Raw genomic sequence first — 16725 nt, forward strand, 5'->3', positions numbered from 1 at the left:
TTTTGAGAGGAAAAGGGGATTAGTTTAATCCTCTTTTTTTCATTAAGTGTACTGGATTTGGATCAGCACCACGGAAGGTGCGATACATCTCGGCTGGATTGCCTGTCCCGCCACGTTCCAAGATGTTGCGACGGAATGAACTTGCCGTAGATTGATCGTACAAACCTTTCTCTTTAAAGGCAGCAAATGCATCAGAATCCAATACTTCCGACCAGATATAGCTGTAGTATCCCGAAGAATAACCACCTGCAAATATGTGTTGGAAGTTAGTCGTTCTATAACGCGGGATGATAGCATCGATCAATCCGATCTTGCGCATGGCAGCATCTTCAAAAGCGATAGCATCTGCGGTGATCGGCGAAGTTGCGGCATGGTAATTCATGTCTAGCAACGACGCTGCTAAGTATTCTACTGTAGCAAAGCCTTGATCAAATGTGCCTGCCTCCTGCATTTTCTCGATCAATGAATCTGGAATTGCTTCGCCTGTTTTGTAGTGCTTAGCATAAGATTTCATTACCGCTGGGTCTGCTGCCCAGTTTTCCATGATTTGTGAAGGTAATTCTACGAAATCACGTGGTACAGATGTGCCCGACAAACTTTTGTATTTCACATTAGACATTAAACCGTGTAATGCATGGCCAAATTCGTGAAACAAAGTACTCGCTTCGTCAAAGGTTAGCAAGGCAGGCTTGTCGCCTACCGGCTTAGTAAAGTTGCACACGATAGAGATTACGGGAGCGACACGTTTACCATCTTTGGTGTACTGCGAGCGGTAAGACGTCATCCATGCACCAGAGCGTTTTGAATCGCGTGGGAAGAAATCGGCATACAAGATGCCTAAGTGCGACCCGTCTTTGTCTTTTACTTCATATACTTCCACTTCCTCGTGGTATACAGGTACATTGTTCAACGCTACGAAACTCAATCCCCACAGTTTAGCGGCGGTTTGGAAAGCGCCTTCGCGCACTTCCGCCAGGCCAAAGTATGGTTTGATTTCTTCTTCATTCAATGCAAAACGTTTTACGCGAACTTTCTCCGCATAATAACGCCAATCGTATGGTGCTACTTGGAAGGTATCACCTGCCAATTTAATCTCTTGCTGCAGATCTGTTTCTTCTACTTTGGCTTTGGCCAATGCAGGTCCCCACAATTTATTCAATAAGTTGAACACATTTTCTGGATTTTCGGCCATAGATTCTTCCAATACATAAGCTGCATGCGAAGAGTAGCCCAACAGTTTCGCTTTTTCTAAACGAAGGTTAGCGATTTCAATGGCATTTTTCTTATTGTCAAACTCACCGCCGTTGTTGCCACGCAGTTGGTAAGCATTCCAGATTTCTTTGCGCAGTTCGCGGTTGTCCGCATATTGTAGAAATGGCATTACCGATGGGTTAGATAAGGTAAATACCCATTTTCCTTCTTTGCCTTTTTCCTTGGCCGTAGCGGCTGCGGCAGCACGCACACCATCAGGTAAGCCTGCTAAGTCTTTTTCATCTTCGATGACCAGCTCGTAAGTTTTCGCTTCCGAAGGTAGGTTTTCGCCAAAAGCATTTGTCAACGTAGATAATTTCGAGTTGATCGCTTTTAGTTTTTCTTTGCTTTCTTCTGGTAAGTTAGCCCCCGAACGGACAAATCCTTTGTACGTTTCTTCTAGCAATTTGATATCTTCTTTATCCAGACCCAAAGCATCTTTTTGATCGTATACGGCTTTTACGCGAGCAAACAATTTCGCATTTAATTGAATCTCATCGCGGTGTGCAGATAGCACTGGCGCCATATCCGCAGCGATCGCTTGTAGCGAATCCGTTTTGTTGGCCGAATTAAGGTTGCCAAAAATTACCGCTACTTGGCTAAGCATAGAACCTGCGTTTTCCAAAGCCACAATGGTATTTTGGAACGTAGGGTCTTCCTCGTTATTGACGATAGAATCTACTTCTATATTGTGCAATTGGAGGGCTTCAGCATATGCTGGACGGAAATGTTCGTCTTTGATTTTGTCAAACGCAGGAACATTAAAAGGGGTGTCAAAGAATCCTAACAATGGGTTACTCATCGTGTCGTTTTGGTTAGATTCTCCACAACCTACTACAATGGAAGTAATCACCATGCAGATAGGAAGTAATCGCTTTTTAATCATTTAAAATATGTTTAGTCGTCGAAATTTTACCTACAAATGTAGGTATTAATTTCAACTGTAGCGCGAGCGCTACTTTATGGCGATAGGTTATCGTTACTAAAGCGATACTTTTAGAGCTGCCCAACCATCTGATAGATTTCAGTCATGTACCGAGCTTCTTCGAGCGACAGAATAAAATTTCCCCATTCGGAAAAAGTAAATGTCAATGATAACTCGGGAAGTGGTGTGGGCAAGATCATACGTGATACGCCGTCAGGGCAATTAAAGAATCTTTCTCGCCCTTTGTAGGTATGCACACATTCGGCGAAATGCTGGAAATGTTCTTCCTCGAAAGAGAGCAGTGAAGAATCTTGCCAGATGTAATAGGTTTTGCAACTTAGGCAATAGGTGATATGAGTTTGCCCATTGGAGCTGAGCATTCGAGAATGACACATGTGCTTATTTATATTTATTTAGATCAAATATAAATAAGTTAGTGATGATCTCAAAATATTTTCCACCATGGTTTAGAAATACCCACATACCAATTGCCATTTTCCTGCTTAATAGGGTAGGTATTGATGTAATTTCCCTGTCCGGGATTTCCTCTGCCTGTCTTGATGTCGAATGCGTGCCGATGAAATGGACAGATCAATTTTCCTTCTTCGCACCAGCCCTGTGATAGGTCCGCGCCAGCATGAGGACATTTTGCACTGGTAATGTGAGGCTGTCCTGCTTCATAAATCAGGCAAAGTTTTTTTCCATCCACCTCGATAGAAGATACACCTTGCCGTTCGGGTATTTTAAATTCGTGCCATATCATATATAAATATGAACAAATTGTACGCATAATCGTTGCATATAAATGCAGATTGACAAAGAGTTGGATCTCGCATCTATTGATTATCTTTGTAACACGATGTCGAAGAATTTACAAGTTACCATTGACAAGGATTCAGGTTTCTGTTTTGGAGTGGTCTATGCTATAGATATGGCCGAAGAGATCTTGGAAGAAGAAGGACAGCTTTACTGTCTGGGCGACATAGTGCATAATGATGAAGAAGTCGCGCGATTAAAAGCGAAAGGATTGCAGATCATTAGCCACGAAGATTTGCCCAGCTTGCAGAATGCCAAGGTATTGATTCGGGCGCACGGTGAAGCTCCGGAAACTTATAGAACGGCGCTGGAAAATAATATTACGCTGATCGATGCTTCGTGTCCAGTAGTATTAAAACTGCAAAACCGGATCAAAACTTCCCACGATAACAAAGAAAAGATACTCATTTTCGGAAAGCATGGTCATGCCGAGGTGATTGGATTGAAAGGGCAAACAAATGATGAAGCGCTCGTGTTTCAGGATATCGCTGAGTTGGATGATGTAGAATTGCCACAATCCTTTACCTTGTATAGCCAAACCACGAAAAGTGTCGATAAATTTTACGCGATCAAGGAAGAGTTGATTAATCGCGGTCACGAAGTGAAAGCCAATGACACGATCTGTCGCCAAGTATCTAATCGCTATGAAGACTTGTTGCAATTTGCGCAGGCTTATGATCGCATTGTCTTCGTTTCTGGCAAGAAATCGTCTAACGGAAAAGTCTTATATGATGTGTGCAAAACGGCTAATCCCAACAGCTATTTTGTGTCTGATGTGAGTGAGTTAGATGCAGCAGTTTTCCAACCCGAGGAGTCGGTGGGCATCTGCGGAGCTACATCTACACCGATGTGGTTGATGAAGGATGTAAAAGCATCAATTGAAGCATTGTAAGGTCATTTTTACATCACATTGCGTGCGTTTTACGGTCGTAATAATCAAGAAATCTTAAATTTGTTGGTACATGAAGAAGAGTGCAAAAAAAGGCATTTTGCTGGTGCAATTGGGTACACCGGATAAGCCTACTACCCGCGATGTTGGTCGTTATTTAGATGAGTTTTTGATGGATGGCCGGGTGATTGATATTCCTTACTTTACGCGTTCTTTGCTCGTGAAAGGCGCTATCGTACCACGAAGAGCGCAAAAATCAGCCGCAACGTACAAAACCATTTGGGACGAAGAGACAGGCTCGCCTTTGATGTATTATAGTGTGAAGCAACAAGAAATGTTGCAAGCAGCCTTAGGTGAAGAATACCACGTGGCTTTAGCGATGCGGTATCAAAATCCTTCCTTGGCTGATGTGCTCGGAGAGATGGAAGGCATGTTGTTGGAATCTATTCGCGTTATTCCAATGTTTCCTCAATATGCTTCCGCAACAACTGGATCGATCATCGATCGGGTAATGGAGATTGTACGCGAATGGCAATACATTCCCGCAATCAGCTTTGTGAATAGCTTTTGTGATGATGATCTGTTAGTCGATGTGATTGCGGAGCATGCACAACGGCATGACCTAAATAGCTTTGATCATATTCTCTTCAGCTATCATGGACTGCCGGTAAGGCAATTGCAAAAAATCAATCCGCGCAAAGATGAAACCCCTTGCGAAAGCAATGGGTGTGCCGTCTGTCGCGAAAATACCAATCCGTATTGTTATGTGTCACAATGTTATACGACTACCAGAGCAATCGTACAGAAATTGGGTCTTAGCCCAGCGCAATATTCCGTTTGTTTTCAATCTCGTTTAGGAAAAACGCCTTGGATACAGCCGTATACTTCGGATGCTTTGCACGATTTGGCCACGTCGGGCAAAAAACGCTTATTAGTTTTCAGTCCGGCTTTTGTGGCAGATTGTATCGAGACGCTGGATGAAATTCAGGTGGAGTACGCCGATGAATTTAAAGCATTGGGTGGCGAAGAGGTGGCTATGGTGGAGAGTCTAAACCTCAATCCGAAATGGATTGAATCTTTGAAGCGCTTGGCGCTAAATGAAACGAATTAATTATGATGATTATCTATAATACCATTTTACTGTTTGTTTTTGACTTGTACATATTCTTTGCGCTGCGCAGTTCGGGAATACAATTTGCCAAAAAGAAATGGTTTAGTTGGGTCTGGTGGGGATATAGCGTAATCCTAGCGGCAGGAGTGCTGATTTCGTACAAATATAGTATCCCGTTGATGTATCGATCTATCATCTTGGTCGCCTTTTTCATCACGGTAGTGTGCAAGCTGATCTATGTGATTATTCTGTTGATCGATGATATTCGCCGTGGTGGCGTGTGGCTGACTAGGCTATTCCGTAAAAAAGAAACTAGTCCGGCGGTAGAAGAGCAGCAAGAAGAAGTGGATACGAAAAAGCATGGAATCAGTCGATCAGATTTCTTGTTGAAATCTGGTCTTGCTGTGGCATCAATACCTTTCTTCCCGCTTACTTGGGGCGTGATCTCCAGTGCTTACGATTACAAGGTGCGCCATCAGAAATTATATCTTCCCAACCTGCCCAAAGAGTTTCATGGTATGAAGTTGGGTCAATTATCCGATGTACACTCGGGCTCTTTCTACAACCGCAAAGCGGTATTAGGCGGCGTGGAAATGTTGTTGGGTGAGAAACCGGATGTGATCTTTTTTACGGGTGATTTGGTGAATAACGAGGCGTCGGAAATGCGCGATTACCAAGATATATTCTCCAAAGTAAAAGCCGAATTGGGCGTATTCTCTGTGCTCGGTAATCACGATTATGGAGATTACAAATATGGGTTTGAAGAGTCGGCGGCGAAGCGTAAAAACTTTCAAAATCTAGTGGATACCCACAAAGTGATGGGATGGGATCTGCTTCGTGATGAAAACCGTCGTATTACGATGGGCAACGAAAGCATCTCTATTGTCGGTGTCGAAAACTGGGGTATGGGCCGTTTTCCTAAAAAAGGAGATTTGACTAAAGCATTGCAAGGTACGGAGGAAGATGCGGTGAAATTGTTGATGTCGCACGATCCATCACATTGGCGCGCACAAGTATTAGATACCGATGTAGACGCGATGTTCGCTGGTCATACCCATGGGATGCAGTTTGGCGTGCGTGCCGAGCAATTTCAGTGGAGTCCGGCACAATATATCTATCCAGAGTGGGCAGGTTTATACAAAGAAGGAAATAAGCAATTGTACGTGAATACAGGCTTTGGCTTTTTAGGTTATCCCGGCCGTGTCGGTATATTGCCTGAGATTACGATCTTCGAATTGCTTCGCGGACAGGCGTAATGCGCTGCCGCGAAGATTTCTAACTAAAGCGTTGACTCCAGCGCTTGCTGTAGATCTGCTTTGAGATCGTCAATATGCTCAATCCCGACGGAGATACGCAGCAAACCTAAAGGGAAAGCTGGTTTGCCTTGCGCTCCGGGCTGCTGTGTAGAATTCCACAAACTGGCCGGATGCGTAATCAACGACTCCACGCCACCCAAACTTACCGCATTGGCAAAGATCTCGAGTTTCTCTAACAGACGTTGCGCGTTGGCGTAAGCGGTCTGTTCATCCGCCCCAGCCAATTCTACCGAGAGCATTCCTGTAAATCCACGCATTTGTTTTGTAGCCAATGCATGTTGCGGATGCGAAGGCAAGCCGGCATATGTCACCTTTTTTATCCCCTGCTGTCCTTGTAGCCATGTGGCAAGTCGCAACGCATTTTCATTGATCTGCTTGATTCGCAAAGAAAGTGTTTTTAGCCCGCGTAATAATAGCCAAGAATCCATCGGGCTAAGCGAAGCGCCTAACAGCAGTGATCTACGCCAAGCTTTATGAATAAATTCCTTACTGCCGCAGATTGCGCCAGCGGTCAAATCGCTATGGCCACCCAAATATTTCGTCGCACTGTGCACTACAGCATCGATCCCAAAGTCGAGTGGTGTCTGGTTGATTGGAGAGGCAAACGTGTTGTCGACAATCGTAAATATCTGGTTTTTTCGCGCCAGTTGCGCTACGGCTTCCAAATCCGTTATTTCGAGATTTGGGTTAGAAGGCGTTTCCAAATAAATCAGCTTGGTGTTTTTCTGTATAGCGCGTTCAAATTCGGAGATATTCGTCTGATCTACATGGCTTACTTCAATGCCATACGCAGGAAGAAATTCTCGGAACAAAACCTGCGCTGCGGCATAATGCGCATGCTGCACCACGACATGATCTCCTGCTACGACAGTGGCGAGCACCGAAGTAGATATCGCCGCCATACCGGTAGCTAGTAAGAGCGCATCTTCTGTTTTTTCCAGCTTGGCTAAGAGTTCACCGAGCTGGCTGTTGGTCGGATTACCATGTCTATGATAGAAATAAGGGGATTTGGTTCCAGTAGCATCTGTTAATTGTTCCTCAATGGTTGCGCTAGCCGTGTAGGTGGCTGTCTGATAAATGGGCGGAGTTATCGCCCGTGTATCATTGTACTGCTCGCCTTCGTGAATCAAATCCGTTTCTACCTTTCTCATAATCTCTTTTTTTTCTAATATAAGAAAAAGTCTGGCAAGATAGTAGACTATTCGGGTGGGTGCTTTTTGGCAAGACTACAATACTTCCATCAACTTTGTACGAAGTGCGTCGCCATGCAGATTGCGCCCGATGATAATACCTTTTGGGTCTACTAGGATATTCTGAGGGATGGCTTTCACACCGTATATTAGGCTAGCGTAATTATTCCAACCTTGCAAATCCGAGATATGCTTCCAAGTCAGGTTATCATCTTTCACTGCTTTTGCCCAATTTTCGAATTCTGAATCGAAGGAAATGCCTAATATTTCAAAGTTTTTGCCCTTGAATTCTTCATAAAGCGCGACCAATTTTGGATTTTCCTCCCGACATGGCGGGCACCAACTTGCCCAGAAATCAACCAGCACATATTGTCCTTGCAAATCAGAGAGGGCGTACGGCGACCCTTCTAGATCGAACTGGGTTATGCTTGGCGCTTTCTTGCCGACCGAACTATTTTCTAATGCTTGTAGGTAGCGGTCAAAAATCTGTCCTTGTGTGCTTTTGCGCACTTTCTTGTCCAGCTTTTTAAATAAAACAGTCAGTTCTTTATAGTCTGGATCGTAGCTGCCAACTTTCTGGATCAAGGCAATGCTACCTACATCTTTCGGGTTTGCGGATATTTTCTCTATCAATTCTTCTTTAGATTGCGAAATCGCCAAGATAGGTAGGCAAAATAGGAGCAATGCAATTATTGACTTCATACTTTTCTCGTTTTTGTAAACTTAATTAAAGTTAGACTGGCTAGCCTCAAAAAGTTTAAATATTGTAGCGAGCACATAGGAGCAATCTTCTCATTTATGGATGTATCCGAATATTTTTGCTTGATATTTCTTCAATCCAGCCAAAATTTTCTGTGTTTTTCGTTACATTTGCTATTCTATCACTACCGTAATAAAACTTATTTTAATAGAATGGCCAGATTAAATTTATTGGAAGAAACTCGGTTTGAGAAGGTGCCTGTGAAGGTATATCCAACAGCAGATGAAGCGTCGATCGACGTAGCCCATCGTATCTCACATTTAATTCAAAGCAAACAGCACAATGGTGAAAAAGCAATTTTGGGCTTGGCTACCGGTGCTACTCCGATCAAAGTGTATCGCGAACTAGTACGTTTGCACCGCGAGGAAGGATTAAGCTTTCAAAATGTTGTCACGTTCAACTTGGATGAATACTATCCCATGCACCCGACGGCAGACCAGAGTTACGTTTCTTTCATGAAAAAACATCTGTTTGATCTGGTCGATATTCCTACTGAAAATATTCATATTCCAGATGGTACGGTAGCCGCCGATGAGGTTCACGCTTATTGCGAAGCATATGAGCGCAAGATCAGCAGCTACGGAGGTTTGGATATTCAATTGTTGGGTATTGGTCGTACGGGGCACATTGGTTTCAATGAGCCCGGTTCTGCGCCAAACTCTGGTACACGTTTAGTCACTCTAGATGACTTGACTCGTAGAGATGCGTCAAGAGATTTCGGTGGTAAAGAAAATGTTCCTACCAAAGCCATTACGATGGGAGTAGGCACGATCTTCAAAGCCAAAGAGATTATCTTGATGGCTTGGAATGAGAAGAAAGCCGAAATTGTTAAGAAAGCCATCGAAGGGGAACTTTCGGCAGACATCCCTGCTACATACTTACAATTGTCTGATAATGTAGAATTCATCTTAGATCAAGATGCCGCTTCTTTGCTGACGCGCTTTGACACGCCTTGGTTGGCCGAAGATGTAGTTTGGACAGATGAATTAGCCAAAAAAGCGGTCGTATGGCTTTCGTTAGAGTTGGATAAAGCCATTCTGAAGCTGACAGACGACGATTACAATACACATGGTATGGCGCAGTTGGTTACCGAAAAAGGTCCAGCTTATGGTATCAATATTCGCGTGTTCAATGAATTGCAACGCACCATTACGGGTTGGCCAGGCGGTAAGCCGGGAGTGGATGATTCCAATCGTCCGGAGCGTGCCAATCCGGCTTCTAAAAATGTAATCCTATTCTCACCGCATCCAGATGATGATGTGATCTCCATGGGCGGTACGTTTATCCGTTTGGCAGATCAAGGCCATCAGGTACATGTAGCTTACCAGACTTCTGGCAATACCGCGGTTTGGGATGATGATGTATTGCGTTATTTGGAGTTTGTGATTGATTTTGCATCTAGCGCTGAAGAAAAAGAAGCGAAGCAAAAAATATACGACGAAGCCAGAACCTTCTTCGAATCTAAAAAACCAAATCAAGTAGATCCAGAAGTGATTCGTACGATCAAAGGTTTGATTCGCAAAGGGGAAGCGATTGCGGGAGCACGTTTTGTTGGATTGCCAGATGAGCACATTCATTTCCAAGATTTGCCATTCTATGATCGAGGCAAATTCTCAAAAGAAGTGGATTTCGAAGACGATATCCAACAGACGATAGAATTACTTCGTCAGGTAAAACCACACCAAGTGTTTGCGGCAGGTGATTTTGCCGATCCACATGGCACGCACCGCGTCTGTTTTGATATTATTCTACAAGCATTGATCCGCTTGAGAGAAACCGATGAGTGGACGAAAGATTGTTGGTTGTGGTTGTACCGTGGTGCTTGGCACGAATATCCGATCCATGAGATTGAGATGGCCGTCCCACTTTCTCCGCAGGAGGTAAAACGTAAACGTATTGCGATCTTCAAACACCAATCACAAAAAGATGTACCGGTATTCCCGGGTGATGATCCACGCGAATTCTGGGTGCGTGCAGAAGATCGTACGAGCGAAACTGCCGGATTATACCACCAGCTTGGGTTGGCCAACTACGAAGCGATTGAAGCATTCGTACGCTGGAAATTCTAGTAATCAGGAATTCATTTCATTGTGCGAAAGCACAATAAGATATAGATAAGCCTTTCGGAAGTGATTTTCGAGAGGCTTATTTTTGTACGATCAATGGTGGTGCTAAGGCTTCCATCGCTTTGCGAATGTATTTGTCATCTCGGTTTTTGACTTTAAAATATGCTTCGCGCCCAAAATAATAACGTCCGACCAATGCTTCAATGTCGGTCTGAATTAGATCGTGCAAATCGCGTTGTTTCTGTGGCGACACCACTATGCCACCTGCTTTATTGATAAACTCAATAAAAGCCAAGTATTCGTTGTACGGCAGATTGTATCCTTGCAAAAAGTTTTCAATTGAATAAGCAGGGAGCTGTTTGGTGAACCGCTCGTATACAAACTGATCGAGATAATTGGACTTCGTGATCTGCTGATACAACAGGCTCAATTCATTGTAATCTCTTGGAATCAGAATATCGGGCACAATGCCACCGCCACTATATACTTCGCGGCCCATGCCCGTCTTGTAAGTCTGTCCGTGCGCGTACAACGTGTCTAGCGCCCATAATCCTTTGTACAAACTTGTCTTAGCATCCATATTGGACCAATTGGCGCTATATTTTTTCTGAATGCTTCGTCCCAGCGGCGTAAAATATTTAGCAATGCTGAGATTAATCGTTGATCCATCTGCAAAATCAAACTGCTCTTGCACGATCCCTTTGCCATAGCTTCGGCGCCCGATGATGGTGCCGCGGTCCCAATCCTGGATAGCGCCAGCCACGACTTCACTAGCCGATGCCGTGCGGTCATTGACCAATACGACTAATTTACCATCTTTAAATTCTCCTGTGCGCTCCGAGAAATATTCACGACGTTTTTCGTGCGCTCCTTCGGTGTACACAATGAGGCGTTTGTCGGAGAAAAATTCACCCGCCAATTGTATGGCCACGTGAAAATATCCGCCGCCATTATCTCGAAGATCCAATACCAAGCTTTGTGCGCCTTGCTTTTTTAGTTGGATGATGGCTGAGCGAAATTCATCCGCGGTACGCTGACCAAATCTGCGGATACGTACGAATCCGATCGTGGGCTCGATCATGTAAGCTACATCTAAAGAGCTCACATTGATCTGATCGCGAATCGCTTTGATCGGTACGGGTAGTTCTACATTCTCGCGTTTGATATGAAAACTCACCTCCGAGCCGCGATTGCCACGGATCAATTTATCTACCTCTTCTTTCGATACGCCTACGCCAGCTAAGTGCTTATTATCTATGCGCAGGATGCGGTCGCCCACTTTGAAGCCCGCCTTATCTGCTGGCCCATTCGTAATAAGCCCGACAATCAGAAGCGTATCATTCAGGTTGAAATATTCCATTCCAATACCTTCGAAAGTTCCTTCTAAAATTTCGGTTTGGGCTTGAGATTCCTTCGGAAGCAGAAATGTGGAATAAGGATCGAGATGGGCAATAATATGGTTGATCGCTCCGTTTTGTACGGAGTCGGTATTGATACTGTCTACATAAGCCGCAGAGATCAGGTCAACCACTTGTTGCAACTTGTAGGTGTTATCAGAAAGGCCAATAGGCACCAGCGTATTGCCTGGCTTATTACCTTGCTGATCTGCATAGTTTTGCCCCAAAATTAACCCCAACACTAAGGTCGCGCCATAGGTGGCGGCAACAAAAATATTCTTCCTAGTCTCCTTCTGCATCTACGTGGTTTGGAAAGCAAAATTACTTGCAAAATCACAATGTTAAAAACATAATAACAATTATTTTATGTACAAAATACAGTCCAACATGTTTTTATAAAAATAAATAATTTATAATATTTGAAAAAATCTTTAAATGCACGAAATAGAGCCTTTTTACAACTGGAGAGATGATTACATTGCGTCGGATGATGAACGCAGTCCATTCTTCGGAATGGAGTATAGTGAGTTTGAATTTGATAAGAAGATCTATAATTTTCTGTTGCACCCGCAGTGGGATGAATTTGGATCTCATACCTTATATCTCAAAATTTTATATGCCGACTACGATCGTGGTTACGCGATTATCGAGCTGATCGGAGAGTGGAATGACGCCATCTATAATGATATTATGATCATGAAACGAGAACTTATCGACGTAATGATCGATGCAGGCATCAACCAATTTGTGCTGATCGGAGAGAATGTGCTTAACTTTCATGCGTCGGATGATTCTTACTACGAAGAATGGTTTCAAGATATTGAAGACGGCTGGATTGCTGGGCTCAACTTTCGGCCGCATGTGATCGAGGAGTTTGTGCGCAATCAGATCGATTATTATGTGAGTTTTGGAGATTACCTCAATGATTTTCCTTGGCGTACACTGAAGCCCAAACAATTGTATCACCACATCAAAGAGCATGTGAATAGGAGATTGGGTATGTGACCTTAATGTGACATTTCAGCTTGCCTGCGGTGGTTTATAGATTCCCCAAAAAGGCTTATTTTCATTAACTTTGCTGTATACACAACAATAATATTTTACTATGTCATTCAGAATCGAGAAGGATACCATGGGCGAAGTCCAAGTGCCTGCAGACAAATACTGGGGAGCACAAACGGAGCGTTCACGCAATAATTTTAAAATAGGTCCATCGGCCTCTATGCCGAAGGAAGTGATCGATGGTTTTGCTTACTTGAAGAAAGCTGCTGCTTACGCTAACTACGATTTGGGCGTATTGCCTATCGAGAAAAGAGATGCTATCGCTGCGGTGTGTGATGAAATATTGGCTGGTACGCTAGACGAGCATTTCCCATTGGTGATCTGGCAGACTGGCTCTGGTACGCAATCTAATATGAACCTGAACGAAGTAATTGCCAATCGTGCGCAAGTACTGGCTGGCGGTCAGATCGGAGAGGGCGAGCCTGTGTTGAAAGCAAATGACGATGTCAATAAGTCGCAATCTTCCAATGATACGTATCCGACAGGAATGCATATCGCGGCGTACAAAGCAGTGGTAGAAACGACGATTCCTGGCGTAACGCAATTGCGTAATACGTTGGCGAAGAAATCTGCCGATTTCAAAGAAGTAGTAAAAATTGGTAGAACACACCTGATGGACGCTACACCAATAACCTTAGGACAAGAAATCTCGGGCTATGTAGCACAGTTGGATTACGGTTTGCGTTCGTTGAATAACAGCCTATCGCATTTGTCTGAAGTAGCATTGGGTGGTACAGCCGTAGGTACAGGATTGAATGCCCCAGAAGGATACGATGTGTTGGTCGCAAAATACATTGCTGACTTTACCGGACTTCCATTTGTAACGGCGCCTAATAAATTTGAGGCTTTGGCGGCACACGATGCGATTGTGGAATCACACGGTGCATTGAAGATGTTGGCCGTTTCACTCAATAAAATTGCGAATGATATTCGTATGCTAGCTTCGGGGCCACGCTCGGGAATTGGTGAAATCTTGATCCCAGAAAACGAACCCGGATCATCTATCATGCCTGGAAAGGTAAACCCAACGCAATGTGAAGCTTTGACGATGGTGGCAGCGCAGGTAATGGGTAATGATGTAGCGATCACGATCGGAGGTACGCAAGGTCATTATGAATTGAACGTATTCAAGCCATTGATGGCTTACAATTTCTTGCAGTCCGCCCGTTTGATTGGCGACGCCTGTATGTCGTTTGATGAGCATTGTGCACAAGGAATCGAACCAAATCATACGCGTATCAAAGAGTTGGTGGACAACTCCTTAATGTTAGTGACCGCATTGAATACTAAAATCGGTTATTACAAATCGGCGGAGATCGCGCAGACGGCTCATAAAAATGGCACTACCTTGAAAGAGGAAGCGGTTCGTTTGGGTTATGTAACTGCTGAAGACTTCGATGCGTGGGTACGCCCAGAGACGATGGTTGGAAACATCAAATAGTATATTATTTTTACGATGATAAATACATATCGTAGCCAAGCATGCCTACTTTTAGTGGGCATGCTTTTGTTTTCTGCCAGCTGTGTGAGGCAATCGGAGATGCAGACTACGGGAGCTGATTTTTTTCAAGGGGAATGGGCGCAGGATTCTACGGCAGATCAGCAGCAAATGTTGCATTATACACTACACGAATTTAAGGTGACTTGTGATTCTATCTACGCTACTTTTTACGTTAATTCGACGGTTAAAAATATGCCGGATAGCTGTTTTGGATCCGGTAGTTGGACCGAATATGCCAAAGGCGTTTATGTGGTGCGTGGCGACAGTCTGATCGTTGATGGCTTGTACACCAAACCCAATTTTAAACAGAAGATTTCGGGCTGTTACCGGTCGGGAACGTATATTCCGCGATTCAAAATAACGGCAAAAAGCGCGGATAGTGTGGTGTTGGTAAGCCGCTTTGACCAACGACCTATTGTGTTACGAAAAATGGCAGATATTACTTGTGTGCCCAAGCCACGTTGGGAATATTAAAATAGAAATCTTAGAGCTTCACATCTGCCCAGATCGGGTAATGATCGGAAAACTTGCGTTTAATGATGCCATAATCCAATACATCATAGTCCGAAAAGATATAATCGATCTGTAGTATTGGAAACACCTCAAAGTGGGTAACACCCCAGCCATTGCCTTTCTTTTGAAAAGCATTATTCATGTTTTTTCCAATCGTATTCACGCTAAACGACATTGGCGTATCGTTGAAGTCTCCCATCACCAACTTAGGATGTTTGGTCGTCTCAAAATGCGCTAGAAGATACTCCACTTGTCTGCTACGGTAATAAAAGGCATCTTTCAATTTACGGCCTACGCGTTTACTAGCTGCTTTCTCATCATCAGCACCAGACGGATTTTTTATAAAATCTTTGTCTTCATCCTGCAACAAGAAAGAGCGCAGGTGTACATTATACACTCTAATCGTGTCCTGATCTTTGGCGATATCGGTAAATACAATACGGTTGATACCGTAAGAGTAATCATTGATCACCCCAGCATCGACGATCGGATATTTAGAGAAGGTCACATGTCCGTAGCCATGATACGCATTCTCATTGGCCGGCGAGAAGTAGTAATCTTTAAAACCGCAGGCCTTTTTCAGCTTTTCAGTGAATTTCTGCTCGCCAGTCACGGTGCTTTGAAATTCTTGCATGCAAAGAACATCCGGCTCGTGGTCTTGCACTAGCTTGATCACGCTATCGTGCGTCTGTGTGTTTTTATCTTGAATGGCCTGAAATAGGTGTACGTTGTACGACATGACGCGAAGTGTGCTATCTTCTGCGTGTGCCGCAGTCGCGCTATTAAAGGCGATATGTTTGCTCATAAGCGGCCATCCAATTAGAATGGCGACAAGAGATGCGATGGCAAATTTTGGTTTCTTAATGAGCCAATAGATTACAAAGACGATATTAGCGAGAAGAATAGGAGGGTAGGCTAGACCAAAAATAGCGGTAGGCCAAAATAAAGTCGGATTAATGAATGATGCCGAGTAACTAGCTAATAAGGTCAACACAGCAAATGCATTGAGCAACAATATAATTTTGCTGAAAAAACCAAGTTTGTTCGTCTGTCTGGGCATGGTACTACTTTTCCTGCTTACTGGCTTTAAAGAGGATTTCTTTTTCAAATGCGCTTAGACTATCATATCCATTCAGTGATATTTTGTCTAAGATCTCGTCAATCACTTCCTGATTCGGAAGATCTGCTCGGTAACTTTTATATGTTGGGCCTGTCGGCTTGTGATGCACCACCTTTAGTGAATGCTTCTTTTTCTGACGAAACAGGTAGCTCCAATCATTACCCTGCTTTAGCGCATGCATAAAACCTACTCCCCAAATTATAGCGGCTACATACGATCCGGCGGACGATTGATCAACCATGGTATAATAACCCAATTGTAATGCCAAATATATCAGACCGATGGTGCGCAGGCGCACATTGCCAAATAAAAACAATCGAATTTCCGTTTCCGGCACTAAAATGAGTAATGATCCGATCACAGCAGCATTGGCTACCGCGCCGCTGTATAGATAAGAAGTCCCTTGTTGTGCGAAGAAGTTGATCTGACCTATCGCCAAATAGATCACAGCGCCCCATACTATGGCGCCAATATATACCGTAATCAGTTGACGAGTCTGTAATAGATTGAGGAAAATGCGCCCAGTCCAGTACAGCCAAAGGCAATCAAACAGTAATTCGAGTAAATTTTGATTGAGAAAAGAATAGGTCAGCAATGACCATGGCTGCTGTAAAAAAACAGGAAATGCTTTTGGAAGACTCAGCAGGGCCAACGCTTGATCAAACAAGGGCGCGGCGATGGTTTCGGTGTCATACAGAAGATCAAAAATGTGGATCAGTACGAACAACAGGATTTTCGCCGAGATAATATAGGGTACAGGAGATCCTGAACGATATGTCGTTCGGAGAAATTCCTTCAAAGTCCCTTC

Annotated in this window: 15 protein-coding genes; 7 read left to right on the forward strand and 8 right to left on the reverse strand. The window is 43.8% G+C overall.

Translation table 11 applies throughout. The features are described from left to right. Positions 1-19: 19 nt before the first annotated feature. The 3 genes from AC3IRT_RS01445 to AC3IRT_RS01455 all read right to left on the reverse strand — a co-directional run bounded on the left by AC3IRT_RS01445 (position 20) and on the right by AC3IRT_RS01455 (position 2939). Positions 20-2137 (reverse strand): M3 family metallopeptidase, encoded by a 2118-nt coding sequence (locus tag AC3IRT_RS01445; RefSeq protein ID WP_489394770.1) that lies wholly within the window; start codon positions 2135-2137, stop codon positions 20-22. Between the two features lie 110 nt (positions 2138-2247). Continuing rightward, complete coding sequence (locus tag AC3IRT_RS01450; RefSeq protein ID WP_489394771.1) at positions 2248-2571, reverse strand: hypothetical protein; 324 nt, start codon at positions 2569-2571, stop codon at positions 2248-2250. Between the two features lie 50 nt (positions 2572-2621). Further along, positions 2622-2939 carry a Rieske (2Fe-2S) protein gene (locus tag AC3IRT_RS01455; protein WP_489394772.1) on the reverse strand — a complete coding sequence of 106 codons (318 nt, stop codon included), beginning with the start codon at positions 2937-2939 and terminating at the stop codon, positions 2622-2624. 96 nt (positions 2940-3035) lie between these two features. On the opposite strand from AC3IRT_RS01455, the gene AC3IRT_RS01460 reads away from it, so the two are divergent. From AC3IRT_RS01460 to AC3IRT_RS01470, 3 genes are all read left to right on the forward strand, one after another. Beyond that, a complete protein-coding gene (locus AC3IRT_RS01460; RefSeq protein ID WP_489396089.1) occupies positions 3036-3884 on the forward strand; it encodes a 4-hydroxy-3-methylbut-2-enyl diphosphate reductase in 849 nt (282 codons plus the stop codon). A gap of 70 nt (positions 3885-3954) precedes the next feature. After that, positions 3955-4992 carry a ferrochelatase gene (gene hemH, locus AC3IRT_RS01465; RefSeq protein WP_489394773.1) on the forward strand — a complete coding sequence of 346 codons (1038 nt, stop codon included), beginning with the start codon at positions 3955-3957 and terminating at the stop codon, positions 4990-4992. Positions 4993-4994: 2 nt separating this feature from the next. After that, positions 4995-6248, forward strand: a complete 1254-nt coding sequence (locus AC3IRT_RS01470; RefSeq protein WP_489394774.1) for a metallophosphoesterase — start codon at positions 4995-4997, stop codon at positions 6246-6248. 23 nt (positions 6249-6271) lie between these two features. On the opposite strand, the gene AC3IRT_RS01475 is transcribed toward AC3IRT_RS01470, so the two are convergent. Next, positions 6272-7459 carry a trans-sulfuration enzyme family protein gene (locus tag AC3IRT_RS01475; protein ID WP_489394775.1) on the reverse strand — a complete coding sequence of 396 codons (1188 nt, stop codon included), beginning with the start codon at positions 7457-7459 and terminating at the stop codon, positions 6272-6274. A 75-nt stretch (positions 7460-7534) separates the two neighbouring features. Next, the gene (locus AC3IRT_RS01480; RefSeq protein ID WP_489394776.1) at positions 7535-8200 is read right to left on the reverse strand and encodes a TlpA family protein disulfide reductase; all 666 of its coding nucleotides are present in this window, start codon (positions 8198-8200) and stop codon (positions 7535-7537) included. Between the two features lie 210 nt (positions 8201-8410). Between AC3IRT_RS01480 and nagB the strand changes: the two genes are divergently transcribed. Then, the gene (gene nagB / locus AC3IRT_RS01485) at positions 8411-10327 is read left to right on the forward strand and encodes a glucosamine-6-phosphate deaminase (protein WP_489394777.1); all 1917 of its coding nucleotides are present in this window, start codon (positions 8411-8413) and stop codon (positions 10325-10327) included. A gap of 76 nt (positions 10328-10403) precedes the next feature. Here the strand turns inward: nagB and AC3IRT_RS01490 are convergent, their stop codons facing one another. Continuing rightward, the gene (locus AC3IRT_RS01490) at positions 10404-12020 is read right to left on the reverse strand and encodes a S41 family peptidase (RefSeq protein ID WP_489394778.1); all 1617 of its coding nucleotides are present in this window, start codon (positions 12018-12020) and stop codon (positions 10404-10406) included. A 136-nt stretch (positions 12021-12156) separates the two neighbouring features. Here AC3IRT_RS01490 and AC3IRT_RS01495 point away from each other — a divergent pair, with 136 nt between their 5' ends. From AC3IRT_RS01495 to AC3IRT_RS01505, 3 genes are all read left to right on the forward strand, one after another. Continuing rightward, positions 12157-12726 (forward strand): hypothetical protein, encoded by a 570-nt coding sequence (locus tag AC3IRT_RS01495; RefSeq protein ID WP_489394779.1) that lies wholly within the window; start codon positions 12157-12159, stop codon positions 12724-12726. A 100-nt stretch (positions 12727-12826) separates the two neighbouring features. Beyond that, positions 12827-14224 (forward strand): class II fumarate hydratase, encoded by a 1398-nt coding sequence (gene fumC / locus AC3IRT_RS01500; protein ID WP_489394780.1) that lies wholly within the window; start codon positions 12827-12829, stop codon positions 14222-14224. Between the two features lie 15 nt (positions 14225-14239). Continuing rightward, a complete protein-coding gene (locus AC3IRT_RS01505) occupies positions 14240-14758 on the forward strand; it encodes a fumarate hydratase (protein ID WP_489394781.1) in 519 nt (172 codons plus the stop codon). Positions 14759-14768: 10 nt separating this feature from the next. Here the strand turns inward: AC3IRT_RS01505 and AC3IRT_RS01510 are convergent, their stop codons facing one another. Further along, positions 14769-15857 (reverse strand): endonuclease/exonuclease/phosphatase family protein, encoded by a 1089-nt coding sequence (locus tag AC3IRT_RS01510; RefSeq protein WP_489394782.1) that lies wholly within the window; start codon positions 15855-15857, stop codon positions 14769-14771. 4 nt (positions 15858-15861) lie between these two features. Continuing rightward, positions 15862-16716 carry a rhomboid family intramembrane serine protease gene (locus AC3IRT_RS01515; protein ID WP_489394783.1) on the reverse strand — a complete coding sequence of 285 codons (855 nt, stop codon included), beginning with the start codon at positions 16714-16716 and terminating at the stop codon, positions 15862-15864. Positions 16717-16725: the final 9 nt, after the last annotated feature.

The sequence above is a fragment of the Sphingobacterium sp. KH_072 genome (assembly GCF_057837975.1).